Genomic DNA, 15,830 nt, shown 5'->3' on the forward strand with positions numbered 1-15,830 from the left:
GAAGAGTAAAACTCTGGCCATGGCTAGGCTCCCGAGCCATGGACGTACTCATCAATGTCTTCGTCGCCCTGCACATCATCGGCATCGCCTCCCTGCTGGGAGGCTTCCTGACGCAGATGAAGGCCATGGGGTCGGGGACCGCCCGGTTCACCCCCGCGATGCTGCACGGCGCGCTGACCATGCTGGTCACCGGCGTGGCCCTGGTCGGCCTCAACCAGGCCGACGACCAGACCGTGAACAACGTCAAGATCGGCATCAAGCTGGCGCTGCTGGTCGTCATCCTCGCCCTGGTCTACGTCAAGCGTGACGAGGAGAAGGTCGACAAGGGCGCGTTCATCGCGGTCGGCGCCCTGACGACCGTCAACATCTTCATCGCCACCGTCTGGACCTGAGCCCGGACCCGAACCTGTCGGGGCGGCCGGTGACCGGCCGCCCCCGCCCTGTGTCACGCCGGGCGTACGCTCCCGTAGATCGGCATGTAGTAGATCGACTCCTCGCGCACGTTCGCGCCCGGCTTCGGGGCGTGGATCATCATCCCGTCGCCCTTGTAGATGCCGACGTGGCTGATGTCGTCGTAGAAGAAGACCAGGTCCCCGGGCTGGAGGTCGGACGTGGCGACCCGCGTGCCGACCTCGACCTGGTCCCATGTGGTCCGGGGCAGGGTCACGCCCGCCTCCCGCCAGGCCGCCTGCGTCAGCCCCGAGCAGTCGTAGCTGGAGGGGCCCGTCGCGCCCCACACGTACGGCTTCCCGATCTGGGCGCGGGCGAAGGCCAGCACCTTCTCCGCCTTGGCGGCGTAACCGCTGCCCGTCCCGGAGCCGGACCCCGGACCCGTGCCCGTACCGGTGCCCGATCCGGACCCCGAACCGCCGCCGGACCCCTCCGCGGCCTCCTCGCGGGTCTTCTCCTCGGCCTCGGCCTTCTCCTTCGCCTCGGCGGCCTGGCGGGCGGCCAGCTTCGCCGCCTTCTCCTTCGCCTCGGCCTCCTTCTTGCGCTCCAGCTCCGCCAGCCGCGCCTTCTCCTCGGCGGTCAGCCGGGACAGCAGTCCGCGCGCCTCGGTCAGCTTGGTCTGGACGTCCTTCTTGCTGGAGGCGAGGGTGGCCTGCGTCTCGGTCAGGGTCTCCAGGCTCTTCACGGCCTCCGCGCGCTTCCTGGCCGCAGAGGCCTGCTGCGTACGGAAGTCGCTCACGGCCTTCTGCTGCTTCTCCGTCGCCCGGTCCATCAGCCGGCTCTGGTCGAAGTACCCCTGCGGGTCGTCCGCGAAGAAGAACGTCGCCGTGGGCGCGATGCCGCCGCTGCGGTACTGGGCCGCCGCGTAGGAGCCCAGCGCCCGCCGTGCTTCGTTGATCTTCTCGGTCCGCTTCGCCACGTCCGCGAGCAGCGTGTCGACCTTCCTCTGCTGGGACGAGGAGGCGGCCCTGGCCCGGTTGTACTCCTGGGTCGCCGTGCCCGCCTGCCGGTACAGGGCGTCGACCTTCCTCTGCACGTCCTCGATGGCGGGCTTGGGCTCCGCGGGCGCTGCCGTGGCGCTCTGCGTGGAGAGCAAGGTCACCGAGGCCAGCGCGGCCGTCGTCAGCCCGACGGCGGGGGTGGTGGTGCGCACCTTCGTGCGCGGCTTGCGATGCGATGCCAAGACCGGCATCTCCTTCCGTGGACCGCCTACCGGGTTAGCTGTCGGGTTCGGACGGAACGGAAGGCTGTCCTACGGTCCGCATGCGGGAGCATGGACCGATTCACCCCGGTTCTGCGTGTGGGTCCCCGGTTCCGGACTGCCATGACGGCAGGACGGATTCGGCAGAGGTGTCCGTCAGGCGCGGTTCGCCTCTGGGAGGTACGGATCACCTGACCGAGCACGCTAGCCAAAGCGCCCCACCGCTGGGAAGGACGATGAGCGATATGCCCGATACATTTTCGTGACCTTTCCGGATCGAGGGCCCGGCACCCCCTCCGACCGGGCGCTCCTTCACGGAACGTGGACGTCCGCTCTCCGTGCGTACGGGCGAGGGGCAGGCGATTCCCCGGTGCGGGCGGCCGCTTCCGGCCGCTTCCCGGCTTCGGCACAAGGTTGTCAGTCCGTCCGCCTAGACTCGACAGGCGATGAGCAGCCTCTTTGACGACAACTTCCTGACCGGCCTCCAGCCCGCGGAGGACGGCCCCCCGCCGCCCCCCGAGGACCACGCGCCCGAAGCGGTGCCGGAGGGACTCTTCGAGGGCGTCTACGACGCGCCCCCGCCGCCCCGGGACGGGTACTACCGGGACGGCCACCCGCGCCCGGCGATCGACTCCGCCGCGCTGCTCGACGGGCTCAACACCGAGCAGCGCGCCGCCGTCGTGCACGCCGGGTCCCCGCTGCTCATCGTCGCCGGGGCCGGCTCGGGCAAGACCCGGGTGCTCACCCACCGCATCGCCCACCTGCTGGCCGAGCGGGGCACGCACCCCGGGCAGATCCTCGCGATCACCTTCACCAACAAGGCCGCGGGCGAGATGAAGGAGCGCGTCGAGCAGCTCGTCGGCCCGCGCGCCAACGCCATGTGGGTCATGACCTTCCACAGCGCGTGCGTCCGCATCCTGCGCCGCGAGTCGAAGAAGCTCGGCTTCACCTCGTCGTTCTCGATCTACGACGCCGCCGACTCCAAGCGGCTGATGGCCCTGGTCTGCCGCGATCTGGACCTCGACCCCAAGCGCTACCCGCCGAAGTCCTTCACCGCCAAGGTCTCCAACCTCAAGAACGAGCTCATCGACGAGGAGACCTTCGCCGGACAGGCCGCCGACGGCTTCGAGAAGACCCTCGCCCAGGCGTACGCGCTCTACCAGGCCCGCCTGCGCGAGGCCAACGCCCTGGACTTCGACGACATCATCATGACGACGGTCCACCTCCTCCAGGCCTTCCCGGACGTCGCCGAGCACTACCGCCGCCGCTTCCGCCACGTCCTGGTCGACGAGTACCAGGACACCAACCACGCCCAGTACACGCTGGTCCGTGAGCTGGTCGGCCCGGCCGGGGAGAACGACGCCCCCGCCGAGCTGTGCGTGGTCGGTGACGCGGACCAGTCGATCTACGCCTTCCGGGGCGCGACCATCCGCAACATCCTCCAGTTCGAGGAGGACTACCCGAGCGCGACGACGATCCTGCTGGAGCAGAACTACCGCTCCACGCAGACGATCCTCTCCGCCGCCAACGCCGTCATCGAGCGCAACGAGAGCCGCCGCCCGAAGAACCTCTGGACCAACGCCGGCTCCGGCGCCCGCATCACCGGCTATGTCGCCGACACCGAGCACGACGAGGCGCAGTTCGTCGCCGACGAGATCGACCGGCTCACCGACGCCGGCGACGCCAAGGCGGGCGACGTCGCCGTCTTCTACCGGACCAACGCCCAGTCCCGTGTCTTCGAAGAGATCTTCATCCGCGTCGGCCTGCCCTACAAGGTCGTCGGCGGCGTGCGCTTCTACGAGCGCAAGGAGGTCCGGGACGTCCTGGCCTACCTCCGCGTCCTCGCCAACCCCGAGGACACCGTCCCGCTGCGGCGCATCCTCAACGTCCCCAAGCGCGGCATCGGCGACCGCGCCGAAGCCATGATCGACGCCCTGTCGATGCGCGAGAAGATCTCCTTCCCGCAGGCGCTGCGCCGCGTCGACGAGGCGTACGGCATGGCCGCCCGCTCCTCCAACGCCGTCAAGCGGTTCAACACGCTGATGGAGGAGTTGCGCACGATCGTCGAGTCCGGCGCCGGACCCGCCGTCGTCCTGGAAGCCGTCCTGGAGCGCACGGGCTATCTCGCCGAGCTCCAGGCCTCCACCGACCCGCAGGACGAGACCCGGATCGAGAACCTGCAGGAGCTCGCCGCCGTCGCCCTCGAATTCGAGCAGGAGCGCGGAGAGGAGGAGGGCGCGGGCACGCTCGCGGAGTTCCTGGAGAAGGTCGCGCTCGTCGCGGACTCCGACCAGATCCCCGACGAGGACGAGGACGGCTCCGGCGTCATCACGCTGATGACCCTGCACACGGCGAAGGGCCTGGAGTTCCCGGTCGTCTTCCTCACCGGCCTGGAGGACGGCGTCTTCCCGCACATGCGGGCCCTCGGCCAGACCAAGGAGCTGGAGGAGGAGCGCCGCCTCGCGTACGTCGGCATCACCCGCGCCCGCGAACGGCTCTATCTGACCCGGGCCGCCATGCGCAGTGCCTGGGGCCAGCCCTCGTACAACCCGCCGTCGCGGTTCCTGGAGGAGATTCCCGAAGCCCACCTGGACTGGAAGCGCAAGGGCCCGATGGCCGCCCCCGCCGGGCCCACCTCCGGCATCACGTCCTCGCTGTCCTCCTCCCGCTCCCGCTCCGGCCCCTCGGGCTTCGCGACCCGGCGCTCCTCGGACAAGCCGACGGTCGCCCTGGCCGTCGGGGACCGGGTCACGCACGACCAGTTCGGCCTGGGCACGGTGACGGCCGTCGAGGGCCACGGCGACCAGGCCAAGGCGACGGTCGACTTCGGTGACGAGCGCCCGAAGAAGCTGCTCCTGCGGTACGCGCCGGTCGAGAAGCTGTAGGACACGCGGGAGGGGGAAGGGCCGAAGCCCTTCCCCCTCCCGCGTGTCCGCTCTCGCCGTTCCCTCAGGCCGGGTTGAGACCCTTGCTGCGCAGCCACACCAGCGGGTCGATCGCCGTGCCGCCGCCGGGCCGGACCTCGAAGTGCAGGTGCGGGCCGGTGGAGTTGCCCGAGTTCCCGGAGTACGCGATGACGTCACCGGCCTTCACCGGGCCCGAGCGGATCCTGGTGCTGCTGAGGTGGCAGTACCAGGTCTCGGTGCCGTCGGCGGCGGTCACGATCGCCATGACGCCGTAGGCGCTGTTCAGCTGGGTGCGTACGGTGCCGTCGGTCGCGGCCATCACCGGAGTGCCGTACGAGACGGGGAAGTCGATGCCCGAGTGCACGGACATCCAGTTGACGCCCGCCTGGCCGTAGTAGGCGGAGAGCCCGTGCTGCTTGACCGGCAGGACGAACTTGGGGCGCAGCGCCTCACGGCGTGCGGCCTCCTCCTCGCGCTTCTTCTTCTCCGCCGCCTGCCGCTCCCGCAGGTCGATGCGCTCCTGGGTGCGGCTCGCGCGCTCGCGGAAGTCGTCGCTGCCCTCGGAGAGCTGCGCCAGCTGGCTGTCCAGCCGGTTGTTCGCGGCGACCGGCTTGACCGTGCTGGGGTCGGCGACCGCCAGCGAGGTGGTCGTCTCCTCCGGTTTCTCCTCACCGCCGGGCATCCCGCCGACCGAGGCGGCCGCGATGCCCGCGACGCTCATCACGCAGGCGGAGGGCACCGCGACGGTCAGCAGGGCGGAGCGCTTGGCGGGGGTGCGGCGGCGGGCCCGGTTGCGCGGGGCGGGGGGACGGGCCGCGGTGCGGTTCACGGAGTGCGGGGCGGGGAAACCGTCCCCGGGGTCCTGCTCCGGCTCCGGCGCGGTGTCCGGTGCGATGTCGTGGGCGAGGGCGTCGAACTGGGCGGTGGAGGACGCGTCGGCCGCCGGTTCACCGGCCGTGCGGTCCGCCTCGGCCGGCCCCTCGGGCGCCGTCGCGTCGGCCTGCTGCTGTTCGTACGGCGAGTGCGACGTCTGTTCGGGCTCGTACGCGGCGTCCCCGGGCGTGGCGCCGGAGTTCCAGGCGGTCGCGTCGTAGGCGCCGGTGTCGTACGCGGCCGTGCCGTACGCGCCGGTCTCGTAGGCCCCGGTGTCGTAGGCGCCGGGGGTGAAGGCCGTGGTGTCGTAGGACCCGGTCTCGTAGGCGTCCGCCCCGTAGACGCCGCCGGTCGCGTACGCGGTGTCCGCCGGATACGTACCGGTCTCGTAGGCGGACGTCTCGTACGTCCCGGTGCCGTATGCCCCGGTCGCGTACGCCTCCGCCCCGTACGCGGCGTCCGTGCCGTACGGGGCGGAGGGGAAGCCGGTGGTGGGGAACGCGCCGGTGTCGGCGGTCGCCCACTGGCCGGTCAGGTCCTGGTCGTCGACCTGCTGCCAGGCCCCGGAGGTGTCCCACTGCTGCGCGGCGTGGGGCTGCTGGGCGTGCTCCTGGACGTGCTCCTGAGGGGCGTAGCCGTCGTGGGCCGGCGTCTGCTGGGCGCCGGTGCTCCACGCGGAGGCGTCGTACTGGCCGCTGTGGTCCGGCTGTCCGGTCGCGTACGCGGTGGCGAAGCCGTCGCCGTAGGTGGCCTGGCCGTAGCCGGCGTCGCCGTATCCGGCGGCGGGGTGGCCGACGTCGTAGCCGGTGTCGTGGCCGCCGGGGAGCGAGCCGAAGAGCGGGTCGGTGTCGAAGCTGCCGGTCGATCGGTCGTCGTACCCGACATGCCCGGCGTGGGGGTGCTGGTCGTTCACCAACGTCTCTCTCGCCTCGGCAGCAGGACTGTTCTGGGTCCCGGTGAGGGGTGTCCCAGGGGGAAGCAGTGGCCGCGACTGTACCCGGCGGTATGTGAGGACGACAATCTTCGACAGGTTTTGGGTCCGTAGGAAACGGGCAATCGGACGTCTTTCGGTGGACGGCAGACGCAGCCTTGGCCCTACGTTCGAGTGATGTTCTATTTTCAGGCCGCGGGCGTCGCCCCGGCGGTGGTGGCGTCGCCCTCTCCGGCCCCCGGCGCCTCAAGAGCCTCACGGACCGCGGCGGCCACCGTGGGGTGCACGGGCAGCGCGAGGTGACCGATGCCCGTGACGCGAACGTTCACCGCGTCGAGATCGGGGTGGTCGACGCACGCCGTCTCGACGGGGACCATCACCTGGTCCAACTCGCTCCAGAAGCTCACGAACCGGGTCCGGCAGCCGGGGGCGGGCCCGCGCAGCTCCTCGATCACCGAGGAGCCGCCGCGCATCTGCCGCACGATGGGGTGAACGCCCGCCCCGGGGGCGACGGCGGTCCCCCCGTGCGGGGTCCCGAGCGTCACCAGGGTGCGCACGCGCCGGTCACCGCCGAGCCGCTGTACGTAATAGCGGGCGATCAGGCCGCCGAGGCTGTGGCCGACGATGTCGACCCGGCCGTGTCCGGTGCGCGCGCAGATCTCCTCCACATGCCGGCCGAGCAGTTCGGCGGCGGTGCGGACGTCGCGGGTCAGCGGCGAGTAGTTGAGGGATGCCAGGCGGCGGCCGTGCCGGGTCAGCGCGCGGCGCAGGACGACGAACGCGGAGCGGTTGTCGATGAAGCCGTGCAGCAGGACGACGGGCGGCGCGGCGGCGGCCGCGGCCGGCAGACCGGTCGTGGCCGGAGGTCCGGCCTCGGCGGGCGCGGTCCCGCGCCGCTCGGGGGTGAGCCCGAAGGGGTAGGCGATCAGGCGCCCGGTGAGGACGAACAGCTCCAGCGCGGTGGCGCCGAGCAGCGCGGACGACAGTCGGGGGAGAGCCGGGAGGCGGGCGACGCGGGTGAGGTGGGTCAGCGGGGAGAGGGGAGGGGGGAACTTCACGGCCTGCCTCCTGCACCGGCGTACGGAGAAGGCGGCCCCCGTCCCCGTACGCCCTTGTGGGTGGCGGGACGAGGAGTGCCGCCGGCCGGCCGGCGGCGGCCGGGGTCGAGGGGCCGCACCACCGTGCCGTGCGGCTGGCGGCGCGGTGGTGCGGCGACCTCGTAGCGGCTCCCCTCGCGCCGGGCCCCGCGCGGCCGGAACTCCGCGTGATGCCGGGGACGACGCCTGGCGAACATGTCCCACGTGTGATTTCCCCCTCCCCGCCTGCCGCGAAACTGTGGCTTGCGGGATGCTGTGGATAACGTTCGTTCACATCCCCGTCCCTTCAGACGCGGGAGACCAGGTGGAGGCAGTGATGGGTGTGACCGGTCCGATCCGTGTGGTGGTGGCCAAGCCGGGCCTCGACGGCCACGACCGCGGGGCCAAAGTCATCGCGCGGGCGTTGCGGGACGCCGGTATGGAGGTGATCTACACCGGGCTCCACCAGACGCCCGAGCAGATCGTCGACACGGCGATCCAGGAGGACGCCGACGCCATCGGCCTCTCGATCCTCTCCGGGGCGCACAACACGCTCTTCGCCAAGGTGATCGAGCTGCTGAAGGCCCGCGAGGCGGAGGACATCAAGGTGTTCGGCGGCGGGATCATCCCCGAGGACGACATCGCCCCGCTGAAGAAGCTGGGCGTCGCGGAGCTCTTCACGCCGGGGGCGACGACGACCGAGATCGTCACGTGGGTCAACGCCAACGTCCGCCAGGCAGCTCAGGCCTGAACGCCGCATCCGGGACGGGCCCGCGCCGCGCACGGGACGGGCCCGCGCCGCGCACGGGACGGGCCCGCGCCGCGCACGGGACGGGCCCGCGCCGCGCACGGGCCGGTCCCGGGCCATCGGCGCACGTCTCTGTCAGGCCATCAGCTCCGCCTCCATCGCGGCGCGCAGCCGCAGGGTGGAGACCAGGCGTTGGAAGGCCTCCGACCAGTAGCCGCCGGCCCCCGGTGACGCGCCCTCCTGCTCGTCCTGCGCGGCCGTGAGGACCTCCAGTCGGTCGGCCTCGGCCGGATCCAGACAGCGTTCCGCGAGGCCCATCACCCCGCTGAAGCTCCACGGATAACTCCCGCCGTCCCGCGCGATGTCGAGCGCGTCGACCACCGCACGCCCGAGCGGCCCGGCCCAGGGGACCGTGCACACCCCGAGCAGCTGGAACGCCTCCGACAGGCCGTGTTCCGCGATGAACTCGGCGACCCAGGAGGCGCGTTCCCCCTCGCCCAGAACGGCCAGGAGCTTCGAGCGCTCGGCGATCGAGGCCGTCCCGGGACCGCTCGCCACCGGCTCCGACGGACGCCCGAGCAAGGCCCGGGACCACCGCGGGTTCCGCTGCCGGACCGCCGCCCGGCACCAGGCGGTGTGCAACTCGTCGGCCCAGTCGTCGGCGACGGGCAGGGCGACGATCTCTTCGGCCGGACGCCCGCCGAACCGCTCCTCCCAGACGCCGAGCGGGGTGGCCTCCACCAACTGCCCGAGCCACCAGGACCGTTCTCCCCGGCCCGTCGGCGGGACCGCCATGACGCCGTCGCGCTGCATGTCCGCGTCGCATTCGTGCGGCGCCTCCACGGAGATGGAAGCGACATCCCCCGTCCGGTCCGGGTGCACGCAGGACAGCGCGCGGGCCGCCATCCGTGCGGCGAGGGCGGAACCGGGCAGGGCGGAGAGCAGTTCGGCGGCGGTGGCGCGGACATTGCGGCTGCGGTCGGAGAGGGCCTGCTCCAGGAACGGCTCGTCAAAGCCGCTCAGCCCCGACCGCAGGGAATCCAGGAACATCAGCCGGTCCTCGGCCCGTTCGGTCGGCCAGGTGGTGGCGAGCAGGGCGAGCGCGGCGGGCGGATCCTGTGCCCGTACGGCGTCGAGCAGCGCGACCCGCTCCGCGAACAGCCCCTCCTCCCACAGCCGGGCCACCGCATCCGGGTCCGTGAGGTCGGTCTGCGGCGCACCGCTCGCGGCGCCCCGCAGGGCGAACTTCCAGTCGGGGTTCAGCCCGGCCAGCCACATCCCGCGCGGCCCGGCGAACGCGAGCGCCTGCGGGCGCAGGTCCGTCCGCGCGCGGGCGGCGTCCAGCAGCGGGGGCAGCAGGGCCGCCGGGGCGCGGAATCCCCTCCTGTTGGCGATGGCCAGCCACTGCGGGATGAGTTCGGTGAGGTCGGGCGCGGTCCCGCGCCGCCCGGCGCCCGAGGGCGCGGAGCGGTCGGCCAGCAGGTGGGCGAGCCGGTGCCGGGCGGCCTCCGGGAGCGCAGGGCGCGGATCCGGGGCGGCGGGCTCGGGCCGGGCCTCCGGCACGGCGGGCAGCAGGCCGGCCCGCCGCCGCACGGTGTGCAGCGCGGCGGCGTCCAGCAGGGCCGCGGGGGCATCGGCCGGTCCGGGGTCGCCGCGTGGTGCCGGAGGACGGCGGTCGGTCCCCAGGAGAGCGGAGGTGACCAGCTCCTCCCAGGGGAGGGAGTCGACGGACGCGGACGCGGACGCGGTGGTGGGTGCGGTGGGGCTGGTCGTGTGAGGCATCTCTTTCCCCTCCCGTGGCAGGGATGCGCGGATGTCGGACAGGAGCAGCGGACGGAAGCAGGGGACAGGGCGGCGGTGGGTGTGGGGCGGAGCGTAGGCCCGGTCTGCCGGCCCACCCGCCCGGGTCAGACCAGTCGGACGACCGACCCGCCCGTGGCGCCCCCGCCTTCCACCCCCTCACCCGGGTCCCAGGCCGCGAACGGGTCGAAGCCGCGGTGGCCGATCTCGCCGAACACCGTGACCGGGCCGCCGCCGGACAGGGCGACGAGCTTCCACAGGCCCGGCCGGGACAGCGCGGCCGGGGCGAGCGGCAGCGCGGATCCGGTGCGGGCGCCGGGGTGGGCGTCCGCGTGTGCGTCGGCCACCTGCCAGCCGTCCTTGGACGGCACGGGTATGACATCGCGCAGGGTGACCGGCCAGGCGTCCAGCCAGGGGTCGTCCCGCAGGGCGTTCCCGTAGACGGCCGGCGCGGCCGCTGCGGCGATCCCCGGCGGGGGACCGGCCGCAGCCGTGGCCCCGAACTGCTCGCCCAACTCCGCCCGGAGCTGCCCGCCGCCCGGATACGGCGTCAGCTCGGCGTCGATCGTCGCCCCCACCGGCAGCGCCTGCGCCGGGGGCCGGCCCGCCGCGCCGAACGAGAGCAGCAGAGCGGTGCGGCCCGATCCCCGCCCGTACAGCCAGATCCGGCGGGCGACGATCTTGCCGTCCGGGATGTCGTACTGCGCGAGGACCAGCCAGTGGTCGCGGACCGGGGGGCCTTCGGCGGACAGGGGCAGCCCCACTCTCGTCCGCACGGTCGCGGCCAGCGGATCCGGCAGCCGGTCCCGGCCGAGCCAGGCCGCGTCCAGCAGATGGAGCAGGCCGCACTCCTCCAGCAACCGGACCGGCCAGCCCGGCCCGGATCCGGTGATCGCGCCCAACTCCCGCACGCGGGCGGCAAGACCGGGGGCCTGGGCGTCGACCATACGGGCCGCTGTCTCCTCCCACAGGCCGTACCCCGAGCGGTCGGTCGCGGCCAGTCCGCCGCGCAGCAGATCCGCCAGACGCTGCTCCAGCTCCTGGGCACCGCCCGTGACCCGCTCCGCGCGGCGCTCCGCCCGCTTTCTGGCGGCGGCCGGGTCGGCGGGGCCCCGCACGCTGCCGCCGCCCGCCGCGGGACTGCTCGTGCGCGCCGCTCGTGCGCGCCGGCCCGCGAGCCACTCCTCGGCCCAGTCGGCCGGCTCGGCGGACCGGAACGCGGCGTCGTCGGACGCCCGCAGCAGCAACAGCCCCAGCGCGTGCTTGCACGGGAACTTCCGGCTCGGGCAACTGCACTGGTAGGCAGGGCCCGTGGGGTCGACCACCGTCCGATACGGCGTGCTCCCGCTGCCCTTGCACAGGCCCCACACCGCACCCGTCGCGTCGCACCCCGTACCGGACCACGGACCGGCCGCGCCGAGGCGCGTGCCCGCCTTGCGTGACGCCGTGTCAGGAGCCAGTGCCAGCACCTGTTCCACCGACCAGCGCGCCACCGGGGCACCGGCGGGCGAGGGCTCTCCCCCGTGAGATAGCTGCATGTCTCCGACGGTAGGGGGCGCCACTGACAATCCCCTCGGACCTGCTCCGACCTGCGAAGCCGCGATCCGGGGGAGATTTGACTTTGCCCTGCCTCTGGGTTTCTCTGCGGTCTCCGCGTACGGAACGGATCCGTGCCCGGGCCGATCCAGGGGGGATCCCAGATGAACCGCACCACCCGCACCACCCGCGCCCTCGCGGTCGCCGTCCTCGTGCTCGGACTCGGGGCCTGCTCGGCCGAGTCCGTGGACGAGGCGGTCGGCAAGGCGGTCGACAAGACCGTGGACGAGACCTACGAGGTCACGTACGAGGTCACCGGCACGGGCGTCGACGAGATCACGTACCACGGGGGCGGCGGCGAGGCCATGGAGCCCGAGCTGGAGACCGTCGCCGAGCCGCCCCTGCCGTGGAAGAAGACCGTCAAGCTGCGCGGCATCATGCCGCCCGCCGTCACGCCGATCGCCCTGGAAGCGGGCGGCGCCGACGTCACCTGCTCCATCACCTACCAGGGCAAGGTCATCAAGGAGGCGAAGGGCGAGGGCATGCTCGCGGCGGGCGGCTGCATCGCCGTGTCGCCGATCGTGGGCTGACCGCCGATCCGCCCCGGCCCGCCGGCCGGGGCGACGGGCTTCCGGGGAGGGGCCACGCGCTCGCCAACGGGCTCTGACCTGCGGTCAGGGCCCGTTGTCAGTGGCATGGTGCACGGTGGTGTCCACATCGGGTCGACCGATCTGGAGGGGGAGCCATGACCGTGTCCAACACCACCGCGGCCGTCGAACCGGAGGCCGGCACCCAGGCGCTGCGCCCGCACGCGGAGGACGCGTTCGCCGACGAGCTGAAGGCGCTCGCGGCCGCCGACGACCGCCCCAGGCCCGCCCGTTGGCGGCTGTCCCCGTGGGCCGTCGCCACCTACCTGCAGGGCGGGACCCTGCCGGACGGGACGGTGATCACCCCGAAGTACGTGGGCCCGCGCCGCCTGGTCGAGGTGGCCGTGACCACGCTCGCCACCGACCGGGCGCTGCTCCTGCTCGGCGTCCCCGGCACGGCCAAGACCTGGGTGTCCGAGCACCTCGCCGCCGCCGTCAGCGGTGACTCGACGCTGCTCGTGCAGGGCACCGCGGGCACGCCCGAGGAAGCCGTCCGCTACGGGTGGAACTACGCCCAGCTGCTGGCCCACGGCCCCAGCCGTGAAGCCCTGGTGCCCAGTCCGCTGATGCGGGCCATGTCCGAGGGCATGACCGCCCGGGTCGAGGAGCTGACCCGCATCCCCGCCGATGTGCAGGACTCGCTCATCACGATCCTGTCCGAGAAGACGCTCCCCGTCCCCGAGCTGGGGCAGGAGGTCCAGGCCGTCCGCGGGTTCAACCTCATCGCCACGGCCAACGACCGGGACCGCGGCGTCAACGAGCTGTCCAGCGCCCTGCGCCGCCGGTTCAACACCGTGGTGCTGCCCCTGCCCGAGACCCCGGACGCCGAGGTCGACATCGTGTCCCGGCGCGTCGACCAGATCGGCCGCTCGCTCGACCTGCCCGCCTCCCCGGAAGGTCTGACCGAGATCCGGCGGGTGGTGACGGTCTTCCGCGAACTGCGCGACGGGGTGACCACCGATGGGCGCACCAAGCTCAAGTCCCCCTCCGGCACGCTCTCCACCGCCGAGGCGATCTCCGTCGTCACAGGCGGCCTCGCGCTCGCCGCCCATTTCGGCGACGGCGTTCTGCGCCCCGGCGACATCGCGGCCGGCATCCTCGGCGCGGTCGTCCGGGACCCCGCGGCGGACCGGGTGGTCTGGCAGGAGTATCTGGAGACCGTGGTCCGCGAGCGGGACGGCTGGAAGGACTTCTACCGCGCCTGCCGCGAGGTATCCGCATGAGCGGCGCCGCCGTGACACCGCGCCGTACCGCGAACGGGCCGGCCGCCGGGCCCTGGCTCCTGGGGGTGCGGCATCACGGCCCCGGGTCGGCCCGCGCGGTCCTCGCCGCGCTCCGGGCGGCCCGCCCGGCCGCCGTCCTCATCGAGGGGCCGCCCGAGGGCGACGCGCTGGTGCCCCTGGCCGCAGACCCGCGGATGCGTCCGCCCGTCGCGCTGCTCGCGCATGCCGTGGACGATCCGGGGCGGGCCTCCTTCTGGCCGATGGCCGCGTTCTCGCCCGAGTGGGTGGCCATCCGCTGGGCCCTCGACCACGACGTCCCCGTCCGCTTCATCGACCTGCCCGCCGCCCACTCCCTCGCGCTCAAGGAACCCGCGCTCAACGAGCCTGGGCGGGGACCGGAACGCGCAGCCGAAGAGGAGGAGGTCACACCGGTCGTCGACCCGATCCGGGTGCTCGCCGAGACCGCCGGATACGACGATCCCGAGCGCTGGTGGGAGGACGTCGTCGAACACCGGTCACCCACGGGAGGGAGTGATACCGGAGCGACCGACGGCGACGGCACACCCCCCGAGGGCCCGTCCGGCGACGCCCTCGCGCCGTTCGGCGCGCTGGCGGAGGCCATGGGCGCGCTCCGCGAGGCGTACGGCGACGGCGGCCAGCCGCGTGACGCGGTGCGTGAGGCGTACATGCGGATCCAACTGCGTACCGCACGCAAGGAGTTCGGGGACGGCTTCGCCGTCGTCTGCGGCGCCTGGCACGTCCCCGCTCTGGCCGCGCGCACCACCCTCGCCGCCGACCGCGCCCTGCTCAAGGGCCTCCCGAAGGTCAGGACGGATCTGACCTGGGTGCCGTGGACCCACCGCCGGCTCGCCCGGCAGAGCGGATACGGGGCCGGGATCGACTCGCCCGGCTGGTACGGGCACCTCTTCGAGGCGGCCGACCGGCCGATCGAACGCTGGATGACCAAGGTCGCCGGACTGCTGCGCGACGAGGACCGGTTCGTCTCGACCGCCCATGTCATCGAGGCCGTCCGGCTCGCCGAGACCCTCGCCGCGCTCCGGGGCCGCCCGCTGGCCGGCCTGGGCGAGACGACCGACGCCGTACGGGCCGTCATGTGCGAGGGGTCCGACGTCCCGCTCGCCCTCGTCCGGGACCGGCTGATCGTCGGCGAGAGCCTCGGGGAGGTGCCGGACACCGCCCCCGCCGTCCCGCTCCAACGGGACCTGACCCGCAGCCAGCGCACCCTCCGGCTCAAGCCGGAGGCTTCGGAACGCGAGCTGGACCTCGACCTGCGCAAGGAGACCGACGCCGCCCGCAGCCGCCTCCTGCACCGGTTGCGCCTCCTCGACGTCGGCTGGGGCGACCCGGTGGCGGGGCGCGGCGGCACCGGCACCTTCCGGGAGAGCTGGCGGCTCGGCTGGGAACCGGAACTGCACGTCCGGGTCGCGGAGGCGGGCGTATGGGGCACGACCGTGCTCACCGCCGCCACCGCGAAGGCCGCGTCGCAGGCCGTGGCAGCGACCGCGCTGTCCGATGTCACCGCACTCGCCGAGCACTGCCTCCTGGCGGGACTGCCCGACGCGCTGCCCGTCGTGATGAAGGCCCTCGCCGACCGGGCCGCTCTCGACGCGGACGTCGGCCACCTAGCGGACGCGCTGCCCGCCCTGGCCCGCTCCCTGCGGTACGGGGACGTGCGCTCCACGGACACGGCGGCGCTCGCGGAGGTCGCCGCCGGACTCGCCGAGCGGATCTGCGTCGGCCTGCCGCCCGCCTGCACCGGCCTCGACCCGGACGGCGCCGAGGCGCTGCGCGGTCAGGTGGAGGCGGTGCACGGCGCGATCGGCCTGCTGGACACCGGGGCGGAGCCGGGCACGGGGCTACGGGGGCGCTGGGACGCCGTCCTGCACAAGCTGGCGTCACGGGACGCGGTCGCCGGAGTCATCAGAGGCCGGGCCACCCGGCTCCTCCTGGACGAAGGACGACTGGCGGAGAGCGAGGCGGCCAGGCTGATGGGCCTGGCCCTCTCGCCCGGAACCCCGCCCGCCGGTGCCGCCGCCTGGATCGAGGGGTTCGTCGGCGGCGCGTCGGGCGGCGGCATGCTGCTGGTCCACGACGAGCGGCTGCTCGGCCTCGTCGACGCCTGGCTGACCGGTGTCCCCGCCGACCTGTTCACCGATGTGCTGCCGCTGCTGCGCCGTACGTTCTCCGCGTACGAACCGGGCGTGCGGCGCACCCTCGGCGAGCTGGTCCGGCGCGGTCCCGTCCCCGAGGGCGCCCGCCGCGACGGCGCCGCCCCGGCGACCGGAGGCTTCGGCCCCGGTCTCGACCCGGCCAGGGCCGACGCGGTCGAACCGGTGCTGCGCCTGCTGCTCGGCCGCCCGGCCGGGCCGGTGGAGGCGGCCGTATGACGACGACCAGGACGACCACGAGGACGGATCC

11 protein-coding genes and 1 riboswitch are annotated in these 15,830 nt (G+C 73.4%); of the genes, 6 read left to right on the forward strand and 5 right to left on the reverse strand.

What is annotated here, in order from left to right; translation table 11 throughout:
- Window positions 1–38 precede the first annotated feature (38 nt).
- Window positions 39–392 (forward strand): hypothetical protein, encoded by a 354-nt coding sequence (locus tag RNL97_RS20480; RefSeq protein ID WP_030577850.1) that lies wholly within the window; start codon window positions 39–41, stop codon window positions 390–392.
- Window positions 393–445: 53 nt separating this feature from the next.
- Here RNL97_RS20480 and RNL97_RS20485 read toward each other — a convergent pair whose 3' ends face one another.
- Window positions 446–1,642, reverse strand: a complete 1,197-nt coding sequence (locus RNL97_RS20485; protein WP_243314858.1) for a C40 family peptidase — start codon at window positions 1,640–1,642, stop codon at window positions 446–448.
- Window positions 1,641–1,807: riboswitch (cyclic di-AMP (ydaO/yuaA leader) on the reverse strand. (Overlaps the previous gene by 2 nt.)
- A 290-nt stretch (window positions 1,808–2,097) precedes the next feature.
- On the opposite strand from RNL97_RS20485, the gene pcrA reads away from it, so the two are divergent.
- Window positions 2,098–4,536, forward strand: a complete 2,439-nt coding sequence (pcrA, locus tag RNL97_RS20490; RefSeq protein WP_030577846.1) for a DNA helicase PcrA — start codon at window positions 2,098–2,100, stop codon at window positions 4,534–4,536.
- A 64-nt stretch (window positions 4,537–4,600) separates the two neighbouring features.
- Here pcrA and RNL97_RS20495 read toward each other — a convergent pair whose 3' ends face one another.
- Both RNL97_RS20495 and RNL97_RS20500 read right to left on the reverse strand, forming a co-directional pair.
- On the reverse strand, window positions 4,601–6,343 hold the full coding sequence (locus RNL97_RS20495; protein WP_243314860.1) for a M23 family metallopeptidase: 1,743 nt from the start codon (window positions 6,341–6,343) through the stop codon (window positions 4,601–4,603).
- A 206-nt stretch (window positions 6,344–6,549) separates the two neighbouring features.
- On the reverse strand, window positions 6,550–7,419 hold the full coding sequence (locus RNL97_RS20500; protein ID WP_243314862.1) for an esterase/lipase family protein: 870 nt from the start codon (window positions 7,417–7,419) through the stop codon (window positions 6,550–6,552).
- Between the two features lie 355 nt (window positions 7,420–7,774).
- Between RNL97_RS20500 and RNL97_RS20505 the strand changes: the two genes are divergently transcribed.
- Complete coding sequence (locus RNL97_RS20505) at window positions 7,775–8,188, forward strand: cobalamin B12-binding domain-containing protein (RefSeq protein WP_030577840.1); 414 nt, start codon at window positions 7,775–7,777, stop codon at window positions 8,186–8,188.
- A gap of 132 nt (window positions 8,189–8,320) precedes the next feature.
- On the opposite strand, the gene RNL97_RS20510 is transcribed toward RNL97_RS20505, so the two are convergent.
- Both RNL97_RS20510 and RNL97_RS20515 read right to left on the reverse strand, forming a co-directional pair.
- The gene (locus RNL97_RS20510; protein WP_313751027.1) at window positions 8,321–9,967 is read right to left on the reverse strand and encodes a DUF5691 domain-containing protein; all 1,647 of its coding nucleotides are present in this window, start codon (window positions 9,965–9,967) and stop codon (window positions 8,321–8,323) included.
- Window positions 9,968–10,092: 125 nt separating this feature from the next.
- Complete coding sequence (locus tag RNL97_RS20515; RefSeq protein ID WP_032764951.1) at window positions 10,093–11,523, reverse strand: SWIM zinc finger family protein; 1,431 nt, start codon at window positions 11,521–11,523, stop codon at window positions 10,093–10,095.
- A 162-nt stretch (window positions 11,524–11,685) separates the two neighbouring features.
- Between RNL97_RS20515 and RNL97_RS20520 the strand changes: the two genes are divergently transcribed.
- The 3 genes from RNL97_RS20520 to RNL97_RS20530 all read left to right on the forward strand — a co-directional run bounded on the left by RNL97_RS20520 (window position 11,686) and on the right by RNL97_RS20530 (window position 15,799).
- Window positions 11,686–12,111 carry a hypothetical protein gene (locus RNL97_RS20520; protein WP_030577833.1) on the forward strand — a complete coding sequence of 142 codons (426 nt, stop codon included), beginning with the start codon at window positions 11,686–11,688 and terminating at the stop codon, window positions 12,109–12,111.
- 155 nt (window positions 12,112–12,266) lie between these two features.
- The gene (locus tag RNL97_RS20525; protein ID WP_030577830.1) at window positions 12,267–13,391 is read left to right on the forward strand and encodes an ATP-binding protein; all 1,125 of its coding nucleotides are present in this window, start codon (window positions 12,267–12,269) and stop codon (window positions 13,389–13,391) included.
- Complete coding sequence (locus tag RNL97_RS20530) at window positions 13,388–15,799, forward strand: DUF5682 family protein (protein ID WP_313751029.1); 2,412 nt, start codon at window positions 13,388–13,390, stop codon at window positions 15,797–15,799. Before RNL97_RS20525 ends, RNL97_RS20530 begins: the two co-directional genes overlap by 4 nt.
- Window positions 15,800–15,830 lie beyond the last annotated feature (31 nt).

The sequence above is a fragment of the Streptomyces parvus genome (assembly GCF_032121415.1).
In the GTDB taxonomy this organism is placed as follows: domain Bacteria; phylum Actinomycetota; class Actinomycetes; order Streptomycetales; family Streptomycetaceae; genus Streptomyces; species Streptomyces globisporus_A.